At 68.7% G+C, this 19,853-nt stretch carries 22 protein-coding genes and 1 pseudogene; 12 read left to right on the top strand and 11 right to left on the bottom strand.

From position 1 onward, the window contains the following. Positions 1–29 precede the first annotated feature (29 nt). From BR31_RS0112125 to BR31_RS0112115, 3 genes are all read left to right on the top strand, one after another. On the top strand, positions 30–596 hold the full coding sequence (locus tag BR31_RS0112125; protein ID WP_027501201.1) for a type 1 glutamine amidotransferase domain-containing protein: 567 nt from the start codon (positions 30–32) through the stop codon (positions 594–596). Between the two features lie 74 nt (positions 597–670). Next, positions 671–1,009: a hypothetical protein gene (locus BR31_RS0112120; protein ID WP_231496459.1), complete on the top strand. Its 339-nt coding sequence runs from the start codon at positions 671–673 to the stop codon at positions 1,007–1,009. 37 nt (positions 1,010–1,046) lie between these two features. Next, positions 1,047–1,268 (top strand): hypothetical protein, encoded by a 222-nt coding sequence (locus BR31_RS0112115; protein ID WP_027501199.1) that lies wholly within the window; start codon positions 1,047–1,049, stop codon positions 1,266–1,268. A 14-nt stretch (positions 1,269–1,282) separates the two neighbouring features. Here the strand turns inward: BR31_RS0112115 and BR31_RS0112110 are convergent, their stop codons facing one another. Beyond that, positions 1,283–2,152 carry a polyphosphate kinase 2 family protein gene (locus tag BR31_RS0112110; RefSeq protein WP_037176417.1) on the bottom strand — a complete coding sequence of 290 codons (870 nt, stop codon included), beginning with the start codon at positions 2,150–2,152 and terminating at the stop codon, positions 1,283–1,285. Between the two features lie 129 nt (positions 2,153–2,281). On the opposite strand from BR31_RS0112110, the gene BR31_RS0112105 reads away from it, so the two are divergent. The 3 genes from BR31_RS0112105 to BR31_RS31875 all read left to right on the top strand — a co-directional run bounded on the left by BR31_RS0112105 (position 2,282) and on the right by BR31_RS31875 (position 5,279). Next, positions 2,282–3,817 (top strand): flavin-containing monooxygenase, encoded by a 1,536-nt coding sequence (locus BR31_RS0112105; RefSeq protein ID WP_051637339.1) that lies wholly within the window; start codon positions 2,282–2,284, stop codon positions 3,815–3,817. Between the two features lie 119 nt (positions 3,818–3,936). Then, a complete protein-coding gene (locus tag BR31_RS0112100) occupies positions 3,937–4,641 on the top strand; it encodes a TetR/AcrR family transcriptional regulator (RefSeq protein WP_197023601.1) in 705 nt (234 codons plus the stop codon). Next, the gene (locus BR31_RS31875) at positions 4,638–5,279 is read left to right on the top strand and encodes a TetR/AcrR family transcriptional regulator (protein WP_143069392.1); all 642 of its coding nucleotides are present in this window, start codon (positions 4,638–4,640) and stop codon (positions 5,277–5,279) included. Before BR31_RS0112100 ends, BR31_RS31875 begins: the two co-directional genes overlap by 4 nt. A gap of 91 nt (positions 5,280–5,370) precedes the next feature. Here BR31_RS31875 and BR31_RS30595 read toward each other — a convergent pair whose 3' ends face one another. The 7 genes from BR31_RS30595 to BR31_RS0112060 form a co-directional block, all read right to left on the bottom strand. Then, positions 5,371–5,973, bottom strand: a complete 603-nt coding sequence (locus tag BR31_RS30595; RefSeq protein ID WP_027501194.1) for a hypothetical protein — start codon at positions 5,971–5,973, stop codon at positions 5,371–5,373. A gap of 93 nt (positions 5,974–6,066) precedes the next feature. Beyond that, positions 6,067–6,984, bottom strand: a complete 918-nt coding sequence (locus BR31_RS28355; protein WP_051637338.1) for an Ig-like domain-containing protein — start codon at positions 6,982–6,984, stop codon at positions 6,067–6,069. A 103-nt stretch (positions 6,985–7,087) separates the two neighbouring features. Then, entirely contained in the window at positions 7,088–7,798 is a 711-nt protein-coding gene (locus tag BR31_RS0112080; protein ID WP_027501193.1) for a hypothetical protein, read from the bottom strand. A 689-nt stretch (positions 7,799–8,487) separates the two neighbouring features. Further along, positions 8,488–9,978 (bottom strand): glycoside hydrolase family 5 protein, encoded by a 1,491-nt coding sequence (locus tag BR31_RS0112075; protein WP_037176414.1) that lies wholly within the window; start codon positions 9,976–9,978, stop codon positions 8,488–8,490. A 103-nt stretch (positions 9,979–10,081) separates the two neighbouring features. Next, on the bottom strand, positions 10,082–11,038 hold the full coding sequence (locus BR31_RS28350; protein WP_051637337.1) for a LysR family transcriptional regulator: 957 nt from the start codon (positions 11,036–11,038) through the stop codon (positions 10,082–10,084). Between the two features lie 45 nt (positions 11,039–11,083). Then, positions 11,084–11,434 carry a DUF4873 domain-containing protein gene (locus tag BR31_RS0112065; RefSeq protein ID WP_027501191.1) on the bottom strand — a complete coding sequence of 117 codons (351 nt, stop codon included), beginning with the start codon at positions 11,432–11,434 and terminating at the stop codon, positions 11,084–11,086. Positions 11,435–11,475: 41 nt separating this feature from the next. Next, on the bottom strand, positions 11,476–12,216 hold the full coding sequence (locus tag BR31_RS0112060) for a TetR/AcrR family transcriptional regulator (protein WP_051637336.1): 741 nt from the start codon (positions 12,214–12,216) through the stop codon (positions 11,476–11,478). Positions 12,217–12,317: 101 nt separating this feature from the next. Here BR31_RS0112060 and BR31_RS0112055 point away from each other — a divergent pair, with 101 nt between their 5' ends. The 6 genes from BR31_RS0112055 (at position 12,318) to BR31_RS0112030 (ending at position 17,463) form a co-directional block, all read left to right on the top strand. Then, a complete protein-coding gene (locus tag BR31_RS0112055; protein ID WP_027501189.1) occupies positions 12,318–13,589 on the top strand; it encodes a DUF445 domain-containing protein in 1,272 nt (423 codons plus the stop codon). Between the two features lie 83 nt (positions 13,590–13,672). Continuing rightward, positions 13,673–14,101, top strand: a complete 429-nt coding sequence (locus BR31_RS0112050) for a helix-turn-helix domain-containing protein (RefSeq protein ID WP_027501188.1) — start codon at positions 13,673–13,675, stop codon at positions 14,099–14,101. Next, positions 14,098–14,898: a heparin-binding hemagglutinin gene (locus BR31_RS0112045; protein WP_027501187.1), complete on the top strand. Its 801-nt coding sequence runs from the start codon at positions 14,098–14,100 to the stop codon at positions 14,896–14,898. Before BR31_RS0112050 ends, BR31_RS0112045 begins: the two co-directional genes overlap by 4 nt. 74 nt (positions 14,899–14,972) lie before the next feature. Further along, entirely contained in the window at positions 14,973–15,263 is a 291-nt protein-coding gene (locus tag BR31_RS0112040; protein WP_027501186.1) for a DUF2516 family protein, read from the top strand. 145 nt (positions 15,264–15,408) lie between these two features. Then, on the top strand, positions 15,409–16,344 hold the full coding sequence (locus BR31_RS0112035) for an AurF N-oxygenase family protein (RefSeq protein WP_037176448.1): 936 nt from the start codon (positions 15,409–15,411) through the stop codon (positions 16,342–16,344). Between the two features lie 90 nt (positions 16,345–16,434). Further along, positions 16,435–17,463, top strand: a complete 1,029-nt coding sequence (locus tag BR31_RS0112030; protein ID WP_027501184.1) for an alpha/beta fold hydrolase — start codon at positions 16,435–16,437, stop codon at positions 17,461–17,463. A gap of 49 nt (positions 17,464–17,512) precedes the next feature. Here BR31_RS0112030 and purU read toward each other — a convergent pair whose 3' ends face one another. The 3 genes and pseudogenes from purU to BR31_RS28345 all read right to left on the bottom strand — a co-directional run bounded on the left by purU (position 17,513) and on the right by BR31_RS28345 (position 19,813). Continuing rightward, entirely contained in the window at positions 17,513–18,400 is an 888-nt protein-coding gene (gene purU / locus BR31_RS0112025; RefSeq protein ID WP_027501183.1) for a formyltetrahydrofolate deformylase, read from the bottom strand. A gap of 23 nt (positions 18,401–18,423) precedes the next feature. Beyond that, positions 18,424–19,254 (bottom strand): class I SAM-dependent methyltransferase, encoded by an 831-nt coding sequence (locus BR31_RS0112020; RefSeq protein ID WP_027501182.1) that lies wholly within the window; start codon positions 19,252–19,254, stop codon positions 18,424–18,426. Between the two features lie 36 nt (positions 19,255–19,290). Beyond that, a pseudogene (locus tag BR31_RS28345) lies at positions 19,291–19,813 on the bottom strand (GNAT family N-acetyltransferase). Positions 19,814–19,853: the final 40 nt, after the last annotated feature.

Raw genomic sequence — 19,853 nt, 5'->3', positions numbered from 1 at the left:
CAGCAGGCGAGCGCAGAAGGAGTCGGGCCATGTCTAGGCAACTCGAGGGTCACCGGGTGGCGATCCTGGCGACAGACGGGGTCGAACAGGACGAGCTGATCGAGCCGCGGCGCGCGGTCGAGGAGGCGGGTGCCGCGGTGACGCTGATCTCCCTCGAGCCGGGGGAGATCCAGGCGTTCCGCGGAGACGTGCAGCCGGCCGACCGGTTTCCGGTCGATCTGGTGGTCTCGCGCGCGAGCGTCGACGATTTCGACGGCCTGATCCTGCCCGGCGGCACGATGAACCCGGACCGGCTCCGGGTCGACGACCACGCGGTCGCGTTCGTGCGGCACTTCGTGCACGTGGGCAAGCCGGTCGGCGCGATCGGACACGGTCCGTGGATGTTGCTCGATGCGGACGTGGTCGGCGGTCGGACCCTGACCAGCTGGCCGAGCCTGCGCACCGACATCATCAACGCGGGCGGCAGCCACGTGAACGAGAAGGTCGTGGTGGATCGGAACCTGATCACCAGCCGCGGACCGGCGGACCTGCACTGGTTCTGCGCTGCGATCGTCGGCAAGTTCACCCAGATGCCGCAACCGGTCGAGCGCTTCTGACGCCTTGTCGAGGCTCGAGCACCGGGCGTAGCGTCGAACACAAAGGTCGATCCTCGAGTCGAGGAGGAGTGAGCATGTTCCAGAATCTGTTCGCCGACATGAGGCTGAATATGTTCTCTGATCAGCTGCGACAGTTCCCGGGGCGGGTGCGTCGATTCCCCGAGAAACTGAGCCTGTTCTCCGAGTGGATCGGCTACGCCCTCGGACTCGTCGCCCTCCTCACGTTCGCGCTGAGCGTGGTCGCGGCGGCATCGGGCTTCATGGGCTGGGCGATCGTGGCGGCCCTGGTCTGCGTTGGTTGTGTGCTGATCGGTTCGAGCATCGTCAGCAGCGCCGTCGTCCACGATCGACGAGTGCACCAGCACACCCCCCGGTTCCCGCTGCCCGGCGGCGACCGCTGGCCCGTGCGATGACGACAAAGGGGACGCCACCGGTCGAGAGGAGTCAGCGATGAGTCTGAACATTTTCGCCGGGTGGGTCGGCTTCGGCGGCGTCCTGCTCACCGCGCTCACCCTGGGGATGTTCCTGGTGGCGGCGGGGTCCGGGCACCCCGGCTGGGCCATCGTCGCGGGGTCGGCACTGGTGCTCGTGATCACGACGGCCGTCGTCGTGGTCGGCGGCACCATTCATCACGATCACAAGCTGGGCCGGGACACGCCGCACTTCCCTTAGAACTCGGCGAGCCCCTAGGACTCGGCGAGCCGGGCCTTCTCCACCTCGATGTCGAAATCGGCCGGTGGCCAGTCCAGGTCGAGCTTCTCCAGTGCGTCGATGAGCAGTTCGGTGACGGCCAGCCTGCTGTACCACTTACGGTCGCAGGGCACCACGTGCCAGGGCGCGTGGTCGGTGGAGGTCCGGTCGAGCATGGCCTGGTACGCCTTCTGGTACTCCGGCCAGTAGCCGCGCTCGGTGATGTCGCCGGGGTTGAACTTCCAGTACTTGTCGGGCCGCTCGAGCCGTTCCGCCAGGCGGGCCTTCTGCTCGTCCAGCGACACGAACATCGCCACCTTGACGATCGTCGTACCGGATTCGACCAGTTCCCGCTCGAACGTGTTGATCTCCTCGTAGCGCGGCTCCCACACATCCGGTGGCACCAGGTTGTGCACCCGCACCACCAGCACGTCCTCGTAGTGGGACCGGTCGAAGACGCCGAGCTGTCCCTTCCTCGGCAGGGCCTTGCGGATACGCCACAGGTAGTCGTGGCGCTTCTCCTCGGCGGTCGGGACGCCGAAGGAGGCGTGGTCGACGCCCTGCGGGTCCACGTGGCCGATCACATGCCGGAGCATTCCGCCCTTGCCCGCGGTGTCCATGCCCTGCAGCACCAGCAGCACCGAGCGGGTCTCGCCGGACCGCCCGTTGGCGTACAGCAGCTCCTGGAGGGCGGACAGTCGGGCGCCGCGTTCCTCGAGCAATCGCTCTCCGAGCGCCTTGTCGCCGACGAAGCCGGGGGTGCCCTTGGTCTGGATGTCGGCAACGCGGGTGTCCGGCGTCGCCCGCAGCGCCTCGACCGCGGGGATCTCCCAGTTGTCGACTGGATTCTTCGGAAGCTTGGCCATGTCGTGACTGTAGTCACGGCGCGGCGGGATCGGGCCGCTCTGCCTGCGGCGTTTCGGCCCGCGATGCCATGGTGAGCGCCGTCACGCCTGATTAGCATGACGGTAGGTACCGGATAGTCGAGGTCGGACATGGCATCACATACGGCGGACACACGCGGCGGTGCGGCCAGGGCGCCGCACCGGTCCCGGGTGCTCATCATCGGCGCGGGCTTCTCCGGGATGGGCATGGCGATCCAGCTGCTCACGGCGGGCCGCCCGGACTTCGTCATCCTGGAGAAGGCCGATGAGGTCGGCGGCACCTGGCGGGAGAACACCTATCCCGGCTGCGCCTGCGACGTGCCGTCGCACATGTACTCGTTTTCCTTCGAGCCGAACCCCGGCTGGTCCGAGCTGTGGTCCGGACAGGAGGAGATCTTCGCCTACCTCCGTGGTCTCGCCGACAAGTACCGGCTGCGGGCCAAGATCCACTTCGGTCGCACCGTCAACGGCGGGTACTGGGACGAGACCGAGAACCGCTGGCACGTCCGGACCGAGGAGGGCGACGAATACGTCGCGCAGTACCTCGTCGCAGGTGTCGGCGCGCTGCACGTCCCGAACGTCCCCGACCTGCCAGGGATGGCGGACTTCGGCGGTGTCGCGTTCCACTCCGCCCGGTGGGACCACGGCTACGACCTCGCAGGCAAGCGGGTGGCGGTGATCGGCACCGGCGCCAGCGCCGTCCAGTTCGTGCCCGAGATCGTCGACGCGGTGGCCGACCTGCAGCTCTATCAGCGCACCCCGGCGTGGGTGGTGCCCCGTAAGAACCTCTCGATCGGCACGCGGATGCGCCGGGTCTTCGGCCTGGTGCCGCCGGTCCGGAGGGCATTCCGCGACGGCATCTACTGGGTGTCCGAAGCGCTGGCGATCGGACTCAACGGCCACTCGAATCTGATGCGGCCTCTGGAGCGGATCGCGAAGAAGAACATCGCGCGCAGCATCGCCGATCCGGCGCTGCAACGGAAGCTCACGCCCGACTACCGGATCGGGTGCAAGCGCATCCTGGGGTCAAGCGACTACTACCCGGCGCTGGCCAAGCCCAACGTCGAGATCATCACCGAGGGCATCGAGCGGGTCACCGGGTCGGGCATCGTGGCAAGGGATGGCCGGGTTCGCGAGGCGGACGCCATCATCTTCGCGACCGGCTTCCACGTGACCGACGGGTTCGACAGCGTGAACCTCGCAGGCGTCGGCGGGCGGGAACTGGTGCCGTACTGGAACGAGCACGGCATCCAGACGCATCTGGGGATCACCGTGGCGGGCTACCCGAACGCCTTCTTCCTGCTCGGCCCCAACACCGCCCTCGGGCACAACTCGGTGGTGTTCATGATCGAGCAGCAGATCCGCTACGTGCTGGCGGCGATGGCGCTCGTCGACCGCAGCGGCGCGGAGGCGATCGCGGTGCGGCCGGAGGTGCAGGATCGGTTCAACGTGGACATCCAGGCCAAGCTGTCCAAGGGAGTGTGGACCAACGGCGGCTGCGTCAGCTGGTACCTCGACGCCAAGGGGGTCAACCGCACCATCTGGCCCGGGTTCACCTGGCAGTACTGGCTGCGCACCCGCAGGCTCGACCCGTCCGATTTCGAGTTGGTCGGGACCGCCGCTGAGGTCGTCGAGACCACCGGCTGAGGTCCGGCGGTTGGTAATATCCTGATCATGGATCGGTAACCAACCGATCCGGAAATGCGCCCGCCGATGCGGGCGCATTGTCGTGCGTTCCCGAGTCCGCGATGCCGAAGGAGCCAGGCTTGCCGTCGACGCCCAGCGAAGCGGAGCCGCTCGTCGCGGTGCTCGAGGAGGCGCCCGCTCGGCGTGGACGGCCGCCGCAGCCGGGGTTGTCCGAGTCCAGGCGCGATCAGATCGTGTCGTCGGCGATCGAGGAGTTCGCCGAGCGTGGCTACGACGCGACGACCGCCGCGCAGGTGGCCAAGCGCGCGGGCGTCGGCCTCGGCACCGTGTACCGGTACTTCGACAGCAAGCGCGAGATCCTCGACCAGGTGATGGACCGCTGCCTGCGGGAACTGATCGATGTCGTCGACGCGCCCGCGTTGCTGGAGCCACCCGAGACGCTGGAATCGCTGATCGACCGGATTCGGACCCTCGCCGACGCGCTGTTCGGGTTGGTCGAGGACTCCCCGAACGTCCTCAAGCTCCTGATGGTCGAGGCCAGCGCGATCGAGGACGAGTTCGGCCGCCGGGTGATGCGGGGCGAGCAGGTGTTGGCCGGGCTGGTCGCGGAGGTACTCGAGCACGGGATACTGGGCGGCTGGCTGCGCAAGGACCTCGACACGAACGCGGTCGGTCACTCCATCATCGCCATGACCTGGCCCGGTCTGCTGCGCGGATTGCGCGTGGGCCAGTGCGCCGCGGACCGGGCGCGGTACACCGACACGATCGTCGCGCTGGTGTCGTTCGGCCTGTGCCGGCCGGGTGCGGACGGGCAGGCGAGGTGACCGACGGCGTCGGTGCCGACGACAGGGCCGCGGGCGGGCGCAGTGCGGAGCGACGCCGCGAGCTGATCCGTGCGGCCGCGCAGGTGTTCGTGGCGGATGGCTACGCGAACTGCGGTGTCGCCGACATCGTGGCCGCGCTCGGCGTCGGCCACGGCACCTTCTACAACTACTTCACCAGCAAGCGAGACGTGCTCGACGCGGTGGTGGACCGCGGTTTCGAACTGATCAGGGAGCGGATCGTCGACGACGCGCTCGGGCGGTCGGCGGACCTCGACGAGTTCTTCGACCGGTACCGGCGCATCGTCGATCGGCTGCACGAGCTGGTACGGCAGGAACCGGAACTTATCCGCTTCGTGGTGTTCGAGGCGCCGTCGATCGATCCGGTGCTGATCGACCGGTTGCTCGGGGTGTTCGGGCAGTTCGGCGACGTCGCCGCGGAGTTCCTCGCGTCCGGGGTGCGCCGCGGAGACCTGCCCGGTGCCGTCGACCTCGAGGTGGCGGGCGAGGCGATCGGCTCGATCCTGCTCGCCTCCGCGGTGTTCCCGCTGCACGGGCCCGCGACGGCAGAGGATCTGGCGGCGCCGCTCGTCGATTTCCTGCGCTCGGGCATCGGCGGGCCGGTCGGGGCCGAGCACTAGGCCGCGAGTTCCTCGCGCCGACTTCCGGACGTGACAAGGCCTGTTCCCGGCCGCGGTGGCCGGGAACAGACCTGTCATCGGGTGCCGGTTGTCAGGAGCCGAAGAGAGAGCCGACGCTGCCGCTGGAGCCGTCGCCGCCGGACCCGAGATAGCTGACGACGATCCCGGGGCCCTTGGTGTAGTAGCCGCCGGATCCGAGGGAGCCGTTGTAGTCCATGCCGGTGGTCAGGGTGTTGCCGCGGGAGCAGTCGTCACCGACCTTGTAGCTGACGCTGAAGACGGGGGAGGACCCGGGCTGGTTCCGGACGATCCAGTCGTTGGGGGCGAAGTCGACGCTGACGAGCGGGTCGCGGCCGGGCACCGAGCCGTCGTCGACCTGCGGGTCGAGCGGGGTGTTGTTCATCTTGGCGGAGCCGGGGACGTACTTCAGGCAGGCCGCGTGCCGGTCCTTGATGTTGTAGAGGTGTTCCTCGGTGGAGTTGGTGCGTTCGAACTTCGTGGTGATCGTGATGATCTCGCCCGGGTTGGGGGTGGAGTTGGTGACGGTGCGGGTGAAGTGGGAGTAGTAGTCGTCCCAGGCGACCGTCGCCGGGGCGGCGCCTGCGACGCCGGAGCCGAGGAGGGACAGTACTCCGAGCGCGGCGGTGGTCGCCGCGCCGACGGCGACGCCGCGCCGGGTGGTTCGAGGGGCCATGGTGATGTCCTTGTGGTCGGTGTGTGGGGTCGGGCTCCGGCGCCGTGTTGGCGTGGCACCGCAGCCCGACCTCGGGTCAGCGTGTGCCGGTTGTCAGGAGCCGAAGCCGCCGAGAAGGGAGCCGAGGCTGCCGGTGTCGAGGCTGCCGGTGCCGCCGTCACCGCCACCGTCGCCGGGTGCGACGGTGACCGCGGCGAAGCCGGTGGAGGCGTTGACGGCGCCGTTGCCGGAGTATTCGGCGGTGATCGCGCGTTCTCCTGCCGTGTTGGGGGTCCACTGCAGGGTGGCGGTGCCGTCGGCGCCGACCGGGGCGGTCCCGATCGTGGAATCGCCGTCCTTGAACTTGACGGTGCCACCGGCGGCCGCGGGGTCGACCTTGGCGGTGAGGGTGGTGGCCTTGCCGACGGTGGCTCCGGTGACCGGGTTGACGGTGGTGGTCGACACCGTGTTCGCACCGACGGTGACCGAGGGGCCCTTGGTGCCGTAGTTGCCGCTGCCGAGTGATCCGCCGTAGTCCATGCCTGTGTTCAGAGCGGTGCCGCGGGCGCAGTCGGTGCCGACCTTGTAGCGGACGCTGAACGTGGGGGATCGGTGGAAGCCGGGGCGGTTCTGGACGACCCAGTCGGTGATGCCCCAGGAGGCGCGGACGTAGCCGGTGCCGTTGCCCTCGTCGACCTGGACCTCGGGGTCGAGGACGGGGTACTCGTTCTCGCCGATCATCTTGGCCGAGCCGGGGACGTAGGTCAGGCAGGACGGATGCCGGTCCTTGACGTTGTAGATGAACTCGTCGACCCAGCTCGTCCGCTCGAACTTGGTTGTGACCGTGATGGTTTCGCCCGCGTTGGGGGTGGTGTTGCTGACGGTGCGGGTGAAGTGGGAGCTGCCGTCGTCCCAGGCGATCGATCCGGGGGCGGCGACGGCGGTGCCTGCGCCGAGGAAGGCCAGCGCGCCGAGCGCGAGGGTGGTCGCTGCGCCCGCGGCGACGCCGCGCGCGATATGTCCTGAAGTCATGGGTGATCCTTGGGTCGCTGGTGCGCGGCCGTCGACATCGAGGCCGCAGTGTGGGGACCGAGCACTCGGCGCCGCGGCGATCGCGGCGCCGAGCAGACCGGGACTAGCTGCCGTTCTGGATGACTCGGGTGATGGTGTCGCCGAGGACGTCGCTGATCGAGCCGGTGGAGCTGAGCTGGCCCTCGCTGGAGCCGAGGCCTGCGCCGTCCGTGCTGCCGAGGGCGGCCTCGCCCGCGTTCTTCTCGCGGACGGTGAAGCAGGCGTTGAGGTTGTCCCGTCGGATGCCGACGCCGACGGTGCCGCCGACGTCGATACCGCCACTGGTGATCTGGACGCCGGTCGCGGCGCCGTTCGGGACCTTGTAGGTGAACTCGGCGATCACCGAGTTGCCCGAGTTGACGAACCATCCGGTGCTGTTGACGCTCCAGCCGCCGTCGCCGGTCACCACCGGGCTGACGTCCTCGGTCTGTTGTCCCTGGAGGAAGTGGTAGGAGGTGACCTTCGCCGAGACGGGCTTGCCGAAGCCGGCCGGCGGGTAGTCGCGGATGGCGTTGACGTACGGGTTGCCGATGCCGGTGGTGCCGACCTCGATCTTGTAGGTGACGTTGGTGCCTGCGGCGGCTTCCTTGACGGTGACGCTCTTGTCGTAGGTGTGGGTCACCCACACCGTGCTGGCGTCGTTCTTGGTGGTGTGGCTCGACTGGTTGCAGGTCGGGGCGGCGTTCGCGACACCGGCGCCTGCCATCAGCAGGCCGGCGGGAAGGGCGGTGGCGGCCGCGAGGGCGGCGACGCGGCGGACGGTGTTCGAAGACATGTTCTCCTACTTCTCGCTGATGCGGTCATGACTGGGTGGTGGCCTCGTACCGTGCCCGGCACGGGGCTTGTCCCGGCGTCGCAGTCACCTGGGCCCACGCCGGGAATTGCACACCGTCAGCTCAGCGATTTCGCGAAGTTCGCGATCGAGATGGCGCTTCCGATTGCACCGAGGACCGTGAGGATGGTTCCCATCGACTTCTCCTTGAATACGGCTCACTGAATTGACGCGGTCGCAACCAGGATGCGGTTGCGACCGTGACAATTTCTACCACGTCGATCATTGTTGCCGCGGTGGAACGTCAAACAAATCAGGCGAGATTCGACTCACTTAGTCGAGAGCTCATCGGAGCTCGCGCAGCTGACGTGTTTGCGCTGTTTTCTTGATGTGGAGATGGCGCCATCGACATTCCCTGGACCTTACATCTGTCCAGTTCAAGACCATTTTCTCTTGATTCTTGCGGCCGGAACTCTTGACTGGGGTTGATTTCCGGTGTCGGCGGTGCGGCTCATCAGATAAAGGCGGCCCAGGCATTGTTTTCGGTGCCGGTTCCGGAATTCATCCAGTGTTCTCACGACCGTTGATTTCGGCGGATCGAACTTTTCTGTGAAGGGAGATCGCGGACGGCGTTTTCCCGCGAGAGTGAGAAATCTGGCAGTTTTCGTATACCGGTTTCCATACGGCGGGTTTCAGTGCTGGGTCACGCGATACGCCCCCGTGGTGTTCCCGGTCAGTCGCCACCCGCCGTCGACCTGGGTCAGGTCGAGATCTGCGACTCCGCTGGTGTCGAGGTCGGGTCGTTCGGCGCCCGGATACCAGGCTTCGAGGCGTCCGGTGCCGGTGCCTGCGAACCCGTTCGAGGTCACCTCGGCAAGAGCGCCGGGGGCGGCCCGAGGGTAGGCGCGCGAGAGTGGGCGGGCGAAGCCGTCGACCAGGCCGAGCTGCAGGCCCGAGGGGCAGTCGATCTTGTTCAGGTTGCCCTGTGGTTTGTGGGTGTTGCCGTCGCGGACGGCGTGCGGATCGCCGCAGGCCTGGGTCCAGGACCACCAGGCCCCGCCGATCCGGTGTTCGTTCATCGCATCGACGAAGCGGTCGACCTGGTCGGCGTCGTCGCTCGGGTCGCCGAACCAGCCCCACTCGCCGGTCCACAGCGGGGCCCCGTACCGCGCGGCACCGTCGAGCGCGAGCCGGAAGCCGTCCTCGATCGACGGGATGTCGCTGCTGACGTTGATCGAGCCGCTGTAGAGGTGGGGCGCGAACACTACGAGCGGATCGTCGAGGTACCGCGGAGGCGGCAGCGCGTCGACGCCGAATGCGGACCAGATCGCGCTCGGTTCGAAGAACACCAGGTGTGGGAAAGCGCCCTGCTCGGCCTGCCGGATCGCCGCGACCGCGCGCTGGTAGTACCGGCCGATCTGGTCGGCGGCGGTGACGGGGTCCCGCAGCCCGGGGTTGGGCTCGTTGAGCAGGTCGTAGCCGGCGACCGCGGGTTCGTCCGCGAACCGGGCGGCCAGTCGCGCCCAGGTGTCGACGAGGTGGCCCTGGATGCCCTTGGTGTCGTCGTAGAAGTTCTGGAACGAGCGGGCGACGGCGGGCGAGGTCTCGCGGATCCCGCCGAGGGTGCAGGTGCTCCAGCCGTCGGTGAGGGTCGCCCAGGCCGGGGCGCCGTCCCATCCGACGCCGGGCTTGAGCGGCGACGGGCAGGCCACGTCCTCGGGCGTGCCAACCGCCTTGCCCCAGGCGTCCTGGTGCATGTCGAGCACGGTGTAGATGCCGTGGTCCGCGGCATCGCGCACGGCCTCGCGAATCCGGGCCACGTAGGCCTCGTCGAACGCGCCCGGGGTGGGTTCGAGGGCGGACCAGGCCACGGTCAGCCGCGCGACGCTGAAGCCGAGCGACGCCATCCGGGTGAAGTCGGCGCGTTCGAGCGGCGCGGTGGCGGGGAGCGAAGGGTCGTTCTTGGCGTAGTCGTTGAGCTGGTTGACGTTCGTCCCGCGCAGCAGGACGGTCCGCCCTGTCACGTCGGTGATGGTGCCGTCAGTCACCGTCAAGCGGGGGAGTGTCCATTCGCTCGCGGGTGCGGCGGCGGACTGCGCGGGCACCTGCAGTGCCGCGGCGAGGGCGACGATCGCGGGCGCCGTCACGATGCGCAGGAGAGCGCGACCGCGTGACCAGCTCATCCTTCACCCTCCATCGTGCGACATTTGCACGTCCAAGGAATCCTAGGGGCGGTGCGCGCCGGACGGTAACAACCGTTTTCGGTGAATCGACAAGCTGCGCTTGTCAGTACGGGATGAACGTCGGCATCGTGCGGTCATCGAAGTCCGGCTCGCTCAGCCTCGCGACGAGGTCCGGGCGCGCATCGCGTACTCGGAGGGCGGTGTCGATGAACGAGCGGACCAACGCCGAGTCGGTGTCGCGGTGACGGGCCACCATGATCTCGTTGGGGGCGGCATCGAGGATCGGCGCCAGCGTCACCCCGGGGTAGGGCACCCACCGGGCGGCGGCGGTCGTCACGACGATTCCGACACCGGCCGCGACCTTCTGGTATTCCTCCAGCAGCGTGGTCGAGCGGGAGACCACCGGCGCGGGCGTCCCATCTCGATGCTCATCGAGTTCCCAGTACGCGTTCCATGCCGGATCGGTGCAGGCCGCACCGAGCAGGGGCTCGCAGAGGAGCTCGCTCGCGCGAACCGCGGCGCGATCGGCGAGCGCGTGGTCGGTCGGGAGTGCCACCATGAGTGGCTCGCTGAACAGGTGGACGAAATCGATGCCGTCGGTGGAGATCGGGCTCCGCACGAACGCCACGTCCACCGACCGGTCGTTCAGCCCGGCCGAGGGGTCGTCGTAGTTGAACTGACGCATCTCGATCGTCACCCCTGGGTGCCGATCGCGGAACGTGGAGAGGATCGGCTCGGTCAGGATCAGAGCCGCGCCCTCGCCGAACCCCAGCACCAGGCGCTCGTTCTCGCGGCGTTGCAGCGAGCGAGCGCGCTCAGCCGCGGCATCCATCGCCGTCAGCGTCGCGGACGCGTCCTCGAGGAACGCGGCTCCGGCCGCGGTCAGGGTCACGCTGCGCGTGGTGCGGGTCAGCAGTGCCACGCCCAGGCTCTGTTCCAGTTGCTTGATCTGCGCGCTCAGTGCCTGCTGTGCGATGTGCAGCTTCTCTGCGGCGCGGGTGAAGCTCAGCTCCTCGGCGACAGCGACGAAATAGCGAAGTTGGCGGGTCTGTAGCTCCATGGCGCAAGAGTGTAGGTCGGCGGGCCGGGGAGCACCTGCGAACAGTCAGACCAGGCCTTCGGTGTCCTCCATTGCGGCGAACGGTCGACCCGACCTGCCCTCGATCATGTGGCTGCCCCAGAGATCGATCGAGGACACCGTCGCGACGCCCGAGCCCTCGGGGGTCTCGATCTCCAACTCGGCGCCGGGTCCGACCGTCACGCCGTCGGGCATCGACTCCGCGAGCTTGCGGACCCGGCCCTGCCAGAGATAGCGACCGCTGATCGGCTCGAAATGGCCGACCAGCTGGACCTCGAGCGCGAGGGTGGGGTGCGCGCCGACGGTGACCAGTGCCCTGCCGGAGTAGCCGTCCGGTTCGTCGTGGTCCTCGCCGGTGCCGGCACTGAAGTCGCTCACCCCACCAGGTTACCTGTTACTTCAGGTAACACAAGACCGTGTCAGAGGCCCTCGGTGGTGTCCCCGCGGAGCAGCGGGTGCGGATTGGCGTTGAAGCGGGCGGGGGAGCCGGCGACCTCCGCGATTCCGGTGATCCCGCCCCAGGTCATCATCGTCAGGTAGTCGATCAGGTTCTCGGCGGTCATCGACTTGTTGGAGATCCACCAGTGGGTGGCGAGCTGAACGGCGCCGACGATCCCGTAGGCCCACGGCAGCGACCCGCCGGAATCCATCTCCATCAGGCGCAGTCGCTCGCCGAGGACGGCGGAGAGCAGCTCGGCGATCATCCGCTCCGATTCGGCGACGACGTCGCGGTTGCCGCCCGCGCTGTTCGCCATCACGTAGAGGTAGACCTCCGGATCGGAGGCGACGGTCTCGACGTACGCGGTGATCGCCATCCGTGCCAGCTCGTACTCGTCCATGTCGCTGCCGATCGCGGCGTACATCCGCGGCGCGAGCACGGTCTCGACGTAGCGCATCATGGTGGCGCTGGTGAGGTCGTTCTTGTCGTTGAAGTACCGGTACAGGACGGTCTTGGAGACGCCGATCTCGGACGCGATCTCGTCCATGCCGATGTCGCGCCCGCGCACCCGGATGGCCGCGATGGTGCCGTCGACCAGTTCCTCACGGCGCGCGATCTTGTGTTCGCGCCACCGCCGCTTGCGGCCGTCCGGCTTCTCGGTCTTGGCCTCGGTCTCGGTCTGATCGGGGTCCTGTGCTGTTGGCACTGAGTTCTTGGGCACTGGGTTCGCCACATCCGTTCGGTTGATCTCCCTGCACAGTTTAGGCGGGGGGCAGGGCGAGGACCGACGATTGCCCCGGCGTGGCCCGGAGATTCGGCACAATGGGCCTGGTGCAGTTGCTCACCGTCGATGACGCCGCGAAGAAGCGGGACCTCCGCCGGATGAAGGCCCTCGCAACGGGGTTCCTCGTCCTGGCCACCGTGGTGTACCTGGTGTCCCGTTGGCAGGAGACCAAGGGTGCCCCGGAATGGGTCGGCTACGTGCGGGCCGCGTCCGAGGCCGGCATGGTCGGTGCGCTGGCGGACTGGTTCGCCGTGACCGCGCTGTTCCGGCACCCGCTCGGGCTGCCGATCCCGCACACCGCGATCATCAAGAAGAAGAAGGACCAGCTCGGTTCGAACCTGAGTAGCTTCGTCGGGCAGAACTTCCTCGCGCCCGACGTGGTGTCGCAGAAGGTGGAGGCCGCGCAGGTCCCGTTGCGGGTCGGCACCTGGCTGGCCGATCCTGCGCACGCGACGCGGGTGGCCGCGGAGACGGCGACGATCCTGCGCGGATTCGTCTCGGTGCTCCGCGACGAGGACGTCCAGCAGATCATCGACAGCACGATCGTCCGCAGGCTCGCCGAGCCGGCCTGGGGGCCGCCGATCGGCAAGGTGCTCGCGGAGTTGATCAAGGAGAACCGCCAGCTGCCGCTGCTCGACCTCCTCGCGGAGCGGGCCCATCAGTGGGCGCTCGGCAGCCAGGACACGATCGACCGGATCATCGATCGGGACAGCCCGGCCTGGTCGCCGAAGTTCGTCGACGCGCTGCTCGGCGAGAAGATCTACAAGGAGCTCGTGGAGTTCACCTGGAAGGTGCGCTCGAACCCGGAGCATGAGGTTCGGCTGGCCGCCAACCGCTTCCTCGTCGACTTCGCGAACGACCTGCAGAACGACCCGGCAACCATGGCCAAGGCCGAGAAGGTCAAGGCGGAGATCATGGGGCGCAAGGAGGTCACCGGTGCCGCCGAGGCGGCGTGGAAGGTGGCCAAGCGGATGATCCTCGAGTCCGTCGACGACCCGAACAGCACGTTGCGGGCCAAGACCCGCGACACCGTCATGCGGCTGGGCGAGCGGCTGCGCGACGATGCCGAACTGCGCACCAAGGTCGACGGCTGGCTCGACAGCGGGGTGCGGTACATCGCGGCGAACTACACGGAGGAGATCACCGGTGTCATCACCGACACGGTGGCGCGCTGGGACGCGGAGGAGGCCAGCCGCAAGATCGAGCTGCAGGTCGGGCGGGATCTGCAGTTCATCCGGATCAACGGCACCGTGGTCGGAGCGCTCGCCGGGTTGACCATCCACACCGTCTCGCAGCTGCTGTTCACCTGACCGTAGCCCGCTGCTAACAAGGGTGCTTGCAATAGTTAGCACGCTCCCGTACCGTGGGAATCACCCACCAGGTAGGGAGTGTGATGTCCGACGAAATGCCAACCGGCGACAGTGCCGGTGACGTGGCCGCCAGGGTGGTCAGCTCCGCGGCGCAGGACATCGGCAGCTTCATCAAGTCGCAGCGGGAAGCCGCGCAGGTGTCGTTGCGGCAGCTCTCGCAGCTCGCAGGCGTCAGCAATCCCTACCTGAGTCAGATCGAGCGTGGGTTGCGCAAGCCCTCGGCAGAGGTGCTCGGGCAGATCGCGAAGGGACTCCGCGTGTCCGCGGAGGTGCTCTACATGCGGGCTGGATTTCTCGAAGATCGCCCAGCCAGTCCGGTGCGGGACGCCCTGCTCTCCGATACCTCCGTCACGGAGCGACAGAAGCAGGTCCTCCTTGAAATCTACGAATCGTTTCGGCGCGAGAACAACCCGCGTCTCGACCCCCAGCCCGAAAAGGAGAACCAAGAATGACTGAACTCAAAGGTCTCGACAGCGTGAAGACCCCGTTGTACGCCGCCGTCGGCGCGGGCGACGTGGTCGTCCAGGCCGTCGCCGACGTCGTCGCGCAGGTGCGTTCGCGCGCCACCGCCAACGGCGAGGACGCCCTCACGGTCGACGCCGCCCGCGAGCGCTTCGAGAAGCTGACCGGCGACCTCACCGAGAGTGTCGAGGGCCTCCGTGAGCGGCTGGCGGGCCTGCCGTCCGAGCTGCCCGAGGAGCTCGCCGAGCTGCGCGAGAAGTTCACCGCCGAGGAGCTGCGCAAGGTCGCCGAGGCGTACCTGAAGGTCGCGACCGACATCTACACCTCGCTCGCTGAGCGCGGCGAGGAGACCGTCGAGCGCCTCCGCAAGCAGCCCGCGGTCGAAGAGGGCATCGAGCGCGCCGAGTCGGTGCTCGGCGATGCCGCCACCCTCACCGAGGAGGCCCTCGGCACCGTGGCACGTCAGACCCGGGCCGTCGGCGAGCAGGCCGCGAAGTTCGCCGGTCGCGCCGCGGAGCGCATCAGCGACGTCGCCGACGAGGTCAGCGACGCCGTGACCGAGGCGGGCGAGAGCGTCGCCAGCCGCTTCGTCGGCGCGGGCGAGAAGGCCGAGTCCACCACCAAGACGGCCGCGGCCAAGGTCGACACGGCCGCCACCAAGGCGCCCGTGAAGAAGGCCCCGGCCAAGAAGGCTCCGGCCAAGCCCGCCGCCGCGAAGCCCGCCGCGACCGCGACCGCGGCCAAGGCTCCGGCCAAGAAGGCCCCGGCCAAGAAGGCCACCAGCTGACGATCCGCACAGCTGAATCGAGTTCGGCCCCCGCGCATCACGGTGTGCGGGGGCCGAACTCGTAGGATGGATACATGCCGACCGTCAACGGCCTCACCGGCCTGATCATGCTCGCGCTCCAGCTCGCCGCCATCGCGGCGGGCGTCTTCGCGGTCTTTCACGCGATCCGGCAGCGCACCGACGCCTTCACCGCCGTCGACAAGCTGAGCAAGCCGATCTGGCTGGGCATCCTGCTGGTGGCGCTGCTGGTGCTGCTGCTGCCCTTCGGGATGCTCTTCTGGATGATCGCGGTCGTGGCGATCTGTGTGTACCTGGTCGACGTGCGGCCGCGGGTGGACGAGGTTCAGCGCGGACCGCGCTGGTAGTCGCCGCCGCGACGGGCCGATCGCGGGGGAAATTGTCTGCGAATATCAGTTACATATAACCCTTGACAACGGTCATTCCCGCCACGCATTCTTGAGGTAAGTCGATACCGGCGCGCGTCACCGGATCCGATGCCGAGGAGTGGCGATGTCGATCATTCACGAACGCAAGGCCGTGAACAGGTCCGGATCACGCCTGGCCAGGGCTGGGGAGCGGCAGGACACGGCGAGCCGTCTGCTGGCCTCGGCGGCCAGGAAGTCCTACGACCCCCTCGTCGAGATCGACTGGGAGGCGCCCATTCCGGCGGGCCTCTACGGCATGACACCGGAATGGTCCAGCCTCTACGGCACCGACCTGTGGGATTCGATGACCGAGGACCAGCGGATCACGCTCACCATGCACGAGGCCGCGAGCGTCGCGGGCACCGGGATCTGGTTCGAGATGATCCTCATGCAGATGCTGGTGCGCGACATCTACTCGCACGACCCGTCCGAGCCGCACGTGCAGTTCGCGCTCACCGAGATCGCCGACGAGTGCAGGCACTCGACGATGTTCGCGAGGTCGGCGCAGCGCTTCGGCGTCCCGTCGTACCGGCCCAAGCGGTGGATCCGCGAGTCGGCGCGCGCCTTCAAGGCGACGGCCACCGGCTCGCTCGCCTACGGCGGCACGTTGTTCGCCGAGGAGATCCTCGACATGATGCAGCGCGACTTCATGAAGGACGAGCGGGTACAGCCGATCACCAGGACGGTGAGCAAGATCCACGTCCTCGAGGAGGCGCGGCACATCAAGTTCGCCCGCGAGGAAACCGTCAGGCGCGTCGACGGCATCTCGCGGTTCACCAGGGCGCGGATCCGGTTGCTGCTCGGCGTGACCGCCTACTTCATCGTCACCAGCCTGGTCAACGACAAGGTGTACGAGGCCGCGGGGCTGGACCCCAAGCGAGCCCGCGCCGCGGCGAAGGCCAACAAGCACTACCACGACATGCTCCGCGAGGGCAGCGCGAAGACCGTCGAATTCCTGAGCGAGGTCGGGTTGGTCGGCGGGCCGTCGAAGCTCCTGCTGCGCAGGGCGCACATCATCTAGCCCCGCCGAGACCCGGCGCACGGCGCGCTGTCCCGGGGCGCCGGCGGTTTCCCCAATCGAGAACACACAAGAGACCACGGAGGTGGACAGGTGACGGCACAGTCACGGGGTTCGAAGCGACGGATCCTCGTCGGAGCGGCGGCCGGAGCGGCGATCATCGGGGTCGGCGCGGCCGTGCGCTCCCGGCGGACCAGGTCGCGCGCATCGTTCGTGGCAGAGCCGAACCCCGCGCTGAGCGATCCCGTGCACCGGCCCGAGACCATCACCGCGACCTCGGCGGACGGGCACCCGATCCACGTGGTCGCCTACGGCGATCCCGAGGCGCAGCCCATCGTGCTCAGCCACGGCTGGACCTGCTCGACCGCCTTCTGGTACCCGCAGATCAACGCGCTCGCCGACGACTTCCGCGTCATCACCTACGACCAGCGCGGGCACGGGCGCACCGAGCTCGGCCACAATCCGCTCAGCACCGACCTGCTGGCCGACGACCTGGCCGCGGTGCTCGACGCCGCCGTGACCGGCGACAAGAAGGCCGTCGTGGTCGGCCACAGCATGGGTGGCATGAGCATCATGTCGTGGGCAGGCAGGTACCCGGAGCAGGTGCGGGCGAAGGCAAGCGCGGTGATGCTGGCCAGCACAGCCACCGACAGCCTGGTCGCCGAGTCCACGCTGATCCCGCTCTCGCAGCGGCTGCCGACGATCCCGCCGCCGGTTGGCCGGGTGCTGCTCGGCTGGCGAAACTCGGTGCGGGTCGACACGCCCGCCACCCGTCGCGTCATCCAGTACGCGGCGATGGCGCCCGGGTCAACGCGCGAGGAGGTCGAGTTCTGCACCCGCATCGTGCTCGACTGCCACGGCCGCACCCGCGGCGGCTGGGGTGCCGCGCTGAGCATGCTCGATATCCGGACCGCGCTGGAGAACCTGACGGTGCCAACCACGGTGCTGGTCGGGACCGCCGATCGGCTCACTCCGCAGTCGCATTCGCGGCGGATCTCGGAGGTCCTGGACGAAGCCGGGCACCTGCAGCGGCTGATCCGGCTGCCCGCGATCGGTCACATGAGTACCGTCGAGGCCCCCGCCCCGGTCAACGACGAGATCCGACGCCTCGCCCGACTGTGAGTCCTTCTGGTCCGCAGCGGGACCAAAAGGGCTCACGGGCGCGGGGCGCCTAGCTGAAGACGACGGTCTTGCGCCCGTGCACGAGCACCCGGTCCTCCAGGTGCCAGCGCAGGCCGCGCGCGAGCACGAGCTTCTCGATGTCGCGGCCCTGGCGCACCATGTCGCGGACCTCGTCGGCGTGGTCGACCCGGATCACGTCCTGCTCGATGATCGGCCCGGCGTCCAGCTCGGCGGTCACGTAGTGGCAGGTCGCGCCGATCAGCTTCACGCCCCGCGCGAAGGCCTGGTGGTAGGGCCGGGCGCCGACGAAGGACGGCAGGAAGCTGTGGTGGATGTTGAGCGCGCGGCCCGACCAGTGCTCGCACAGCTCGGCGGGCAGCACCTGCATGAAGCGGGCCAGCACCACCGCGTGCGGATCGTGGGCGTCGACCAATTCGCGAACCCGGTGGAACGCGGGGCCGCGCTCGGCCGGATCCTTCGGGAACGGCACGTAGTGGAAGGTCAGCCCGTGCGCCTCCACTACCGGCGCCAGGTCCATGTGGTTGCCGATGACCGCGCAGATGTCCGCGGGCAGCTCGCCGCCTGCGGCACGGCCGAGCAGGTCGTGCAGGCAGTGCGCCTCCTTGCTCACCAGCAGCACCACGCGCTTGCGCTCGGACGAATCCTGCAGCGTCCATTCGGTCTCGGGGCCGAGTTCGGCGGCGACCGCGGTGAACGCCGTGCGGAGTTCGTCGATGCTCATGTCGATCGAGGAGGCGCTCACGGCCTGCCGGGTGAAGAACCAGCCACTGTCGGCGTCGGCGTGGTACGCGGCCTCGACGATGGATCCGCCGACCTCGGCGAGGAACGTGGAGATGCGGGCAACGATGCCGGTGCGGTCCGGGGTGCCCAGCGAGAGCACGAAACGACGGTCGTCTTCGGTGGCAGGCGAGCTCATGGACCCAGTGTCGCAGGTGCCGGTCAGCGGTCGACGACTGCCGTGGCCACCAGCGTGCCGAGGTCGAGCGTCTCGATGTCGCGCTCGGTCAGCAGCGCAAGGAACTCGAGCCTGATCGATTCGACGGTGCCGGGGTCGAGGCCGGCGAGGGTGCCGCGCAGCACGCTGCCCAGTACCAGTCCCCAGACCAGTTCGGGGGTCGCGGGCAGCCAGTTGGACAGCTCGTTGATCTCGACGGCGGAGGTGCCGAATCCGGTGAGCCAGTTGCTCAGGCCGTCGACGGTGTCGAGCTTGTCGAGTGGGTTGCCTCGGTTGTCGCGGGCGCCTGCGTCGAAGCCGGGCACGTGCCGGCCGACCGCGTCGAAGTAGGCCCCGACGTAGTCCTCGAGGGCGCCGCGGCGCCAGGACGTGACGCCGATCTTGCCGCCAGGGCGGACCAGGTTCACCAGCCGGTTCACCGACTCGTCCATGTGCGGGAGGAAGAACACCCCGTAGGAGCTGGCCAGCGCGTCGTAGCCTGCCTCGGGGACCGTGCTCGGCGGCTCCCATTCGGTGGCGTCGGCGTGCACGAAGTCGATGTTGTGCATGGCGCGGTCGGACGCGAGCAGCCTGCCCTCCTCCAGCAGGTCGTCCGCGAGGTCGACGGCGTGCACCAGGCCGTCCGGCCCGACCGCGGCGGCCGCGGGCAGCGCCGAGGCGCCTGCGCCGCAACACACGTCGAGCACCGCGTCGCCGGGCCGCAGCCGCAACTGGAAGGTGAGCGCCTGCCCGGCCGGACCCCAGATATGCGGGGTCAGCCAGGTGAACTCAGCCGCACCGGCGTTGAACACGGCGGCAAGCTCCTCGGCGCTCATACGGACACGGTAGCCGCGGATCCGGTCACCGCGCGTTCACTCCTCGTAGAACGGCTCCGCGTAACGGAAATTCGCCCGCGAGGTCCGGGGTGTAGGCGGACAGTGGCCGGACCTGGAAGTGCGAGACCCAGTCCGGGACGCCGGGGTCGATGGCCAGCGTCGACCCCGGCACGAACCCGAACCGCGGGTAGTAGTCGAGGTGCCCGAGCAGGGCGACCAGCGGTTCGTCGAGTGCGTCGGCCGCCCCGAGGACGGCGTGCATCAGCGCGGCCCCGATCCCGTGCCCCTGGTGCTGCGGCGGTATCCCGATCGGCCCGAGGGCCAGTGCCGGGCGGCCTGTGACGGTTGCCCTGGTCAGGCAGACGTGCCCGCGGACCTCGCCGTCGATCTCGGCGACCACGGACAGCGCGGGCAGCCACGCCTCGGACGCACGCAGCCGCGCGACCAGCCCGGCCTCCATCGGTTCGTCGGCGCCGGGCGGGATCTGATCGGCGAAGGCGGCGCGGTGCACCGCCGCGATCGCGTCGACATCGGCGGGGAGTTCGCGTCGGATCAGCACCACGGCAGTGTGGCGGGCGGCGCGGTGGCGGCGCAACCGG

Origin of the sequence: Rhodococcus sp. UNC363MFTsu5.1 (assembly GCF_000686785.1) — a bacterium.
GTDB classification, from domain to species: domain Bacteria; phylum Actinomycetota; class Actinomycetes; order Mycobacteriales; family Mycobacteriaceae; genus Rhodococcus_G; species Rhodococcus_G maanshanensis.
Note: the sequence above shows the minus strand (reverse complement) of the source record. Positions and strands in the feature narration are given on the sequence as shown.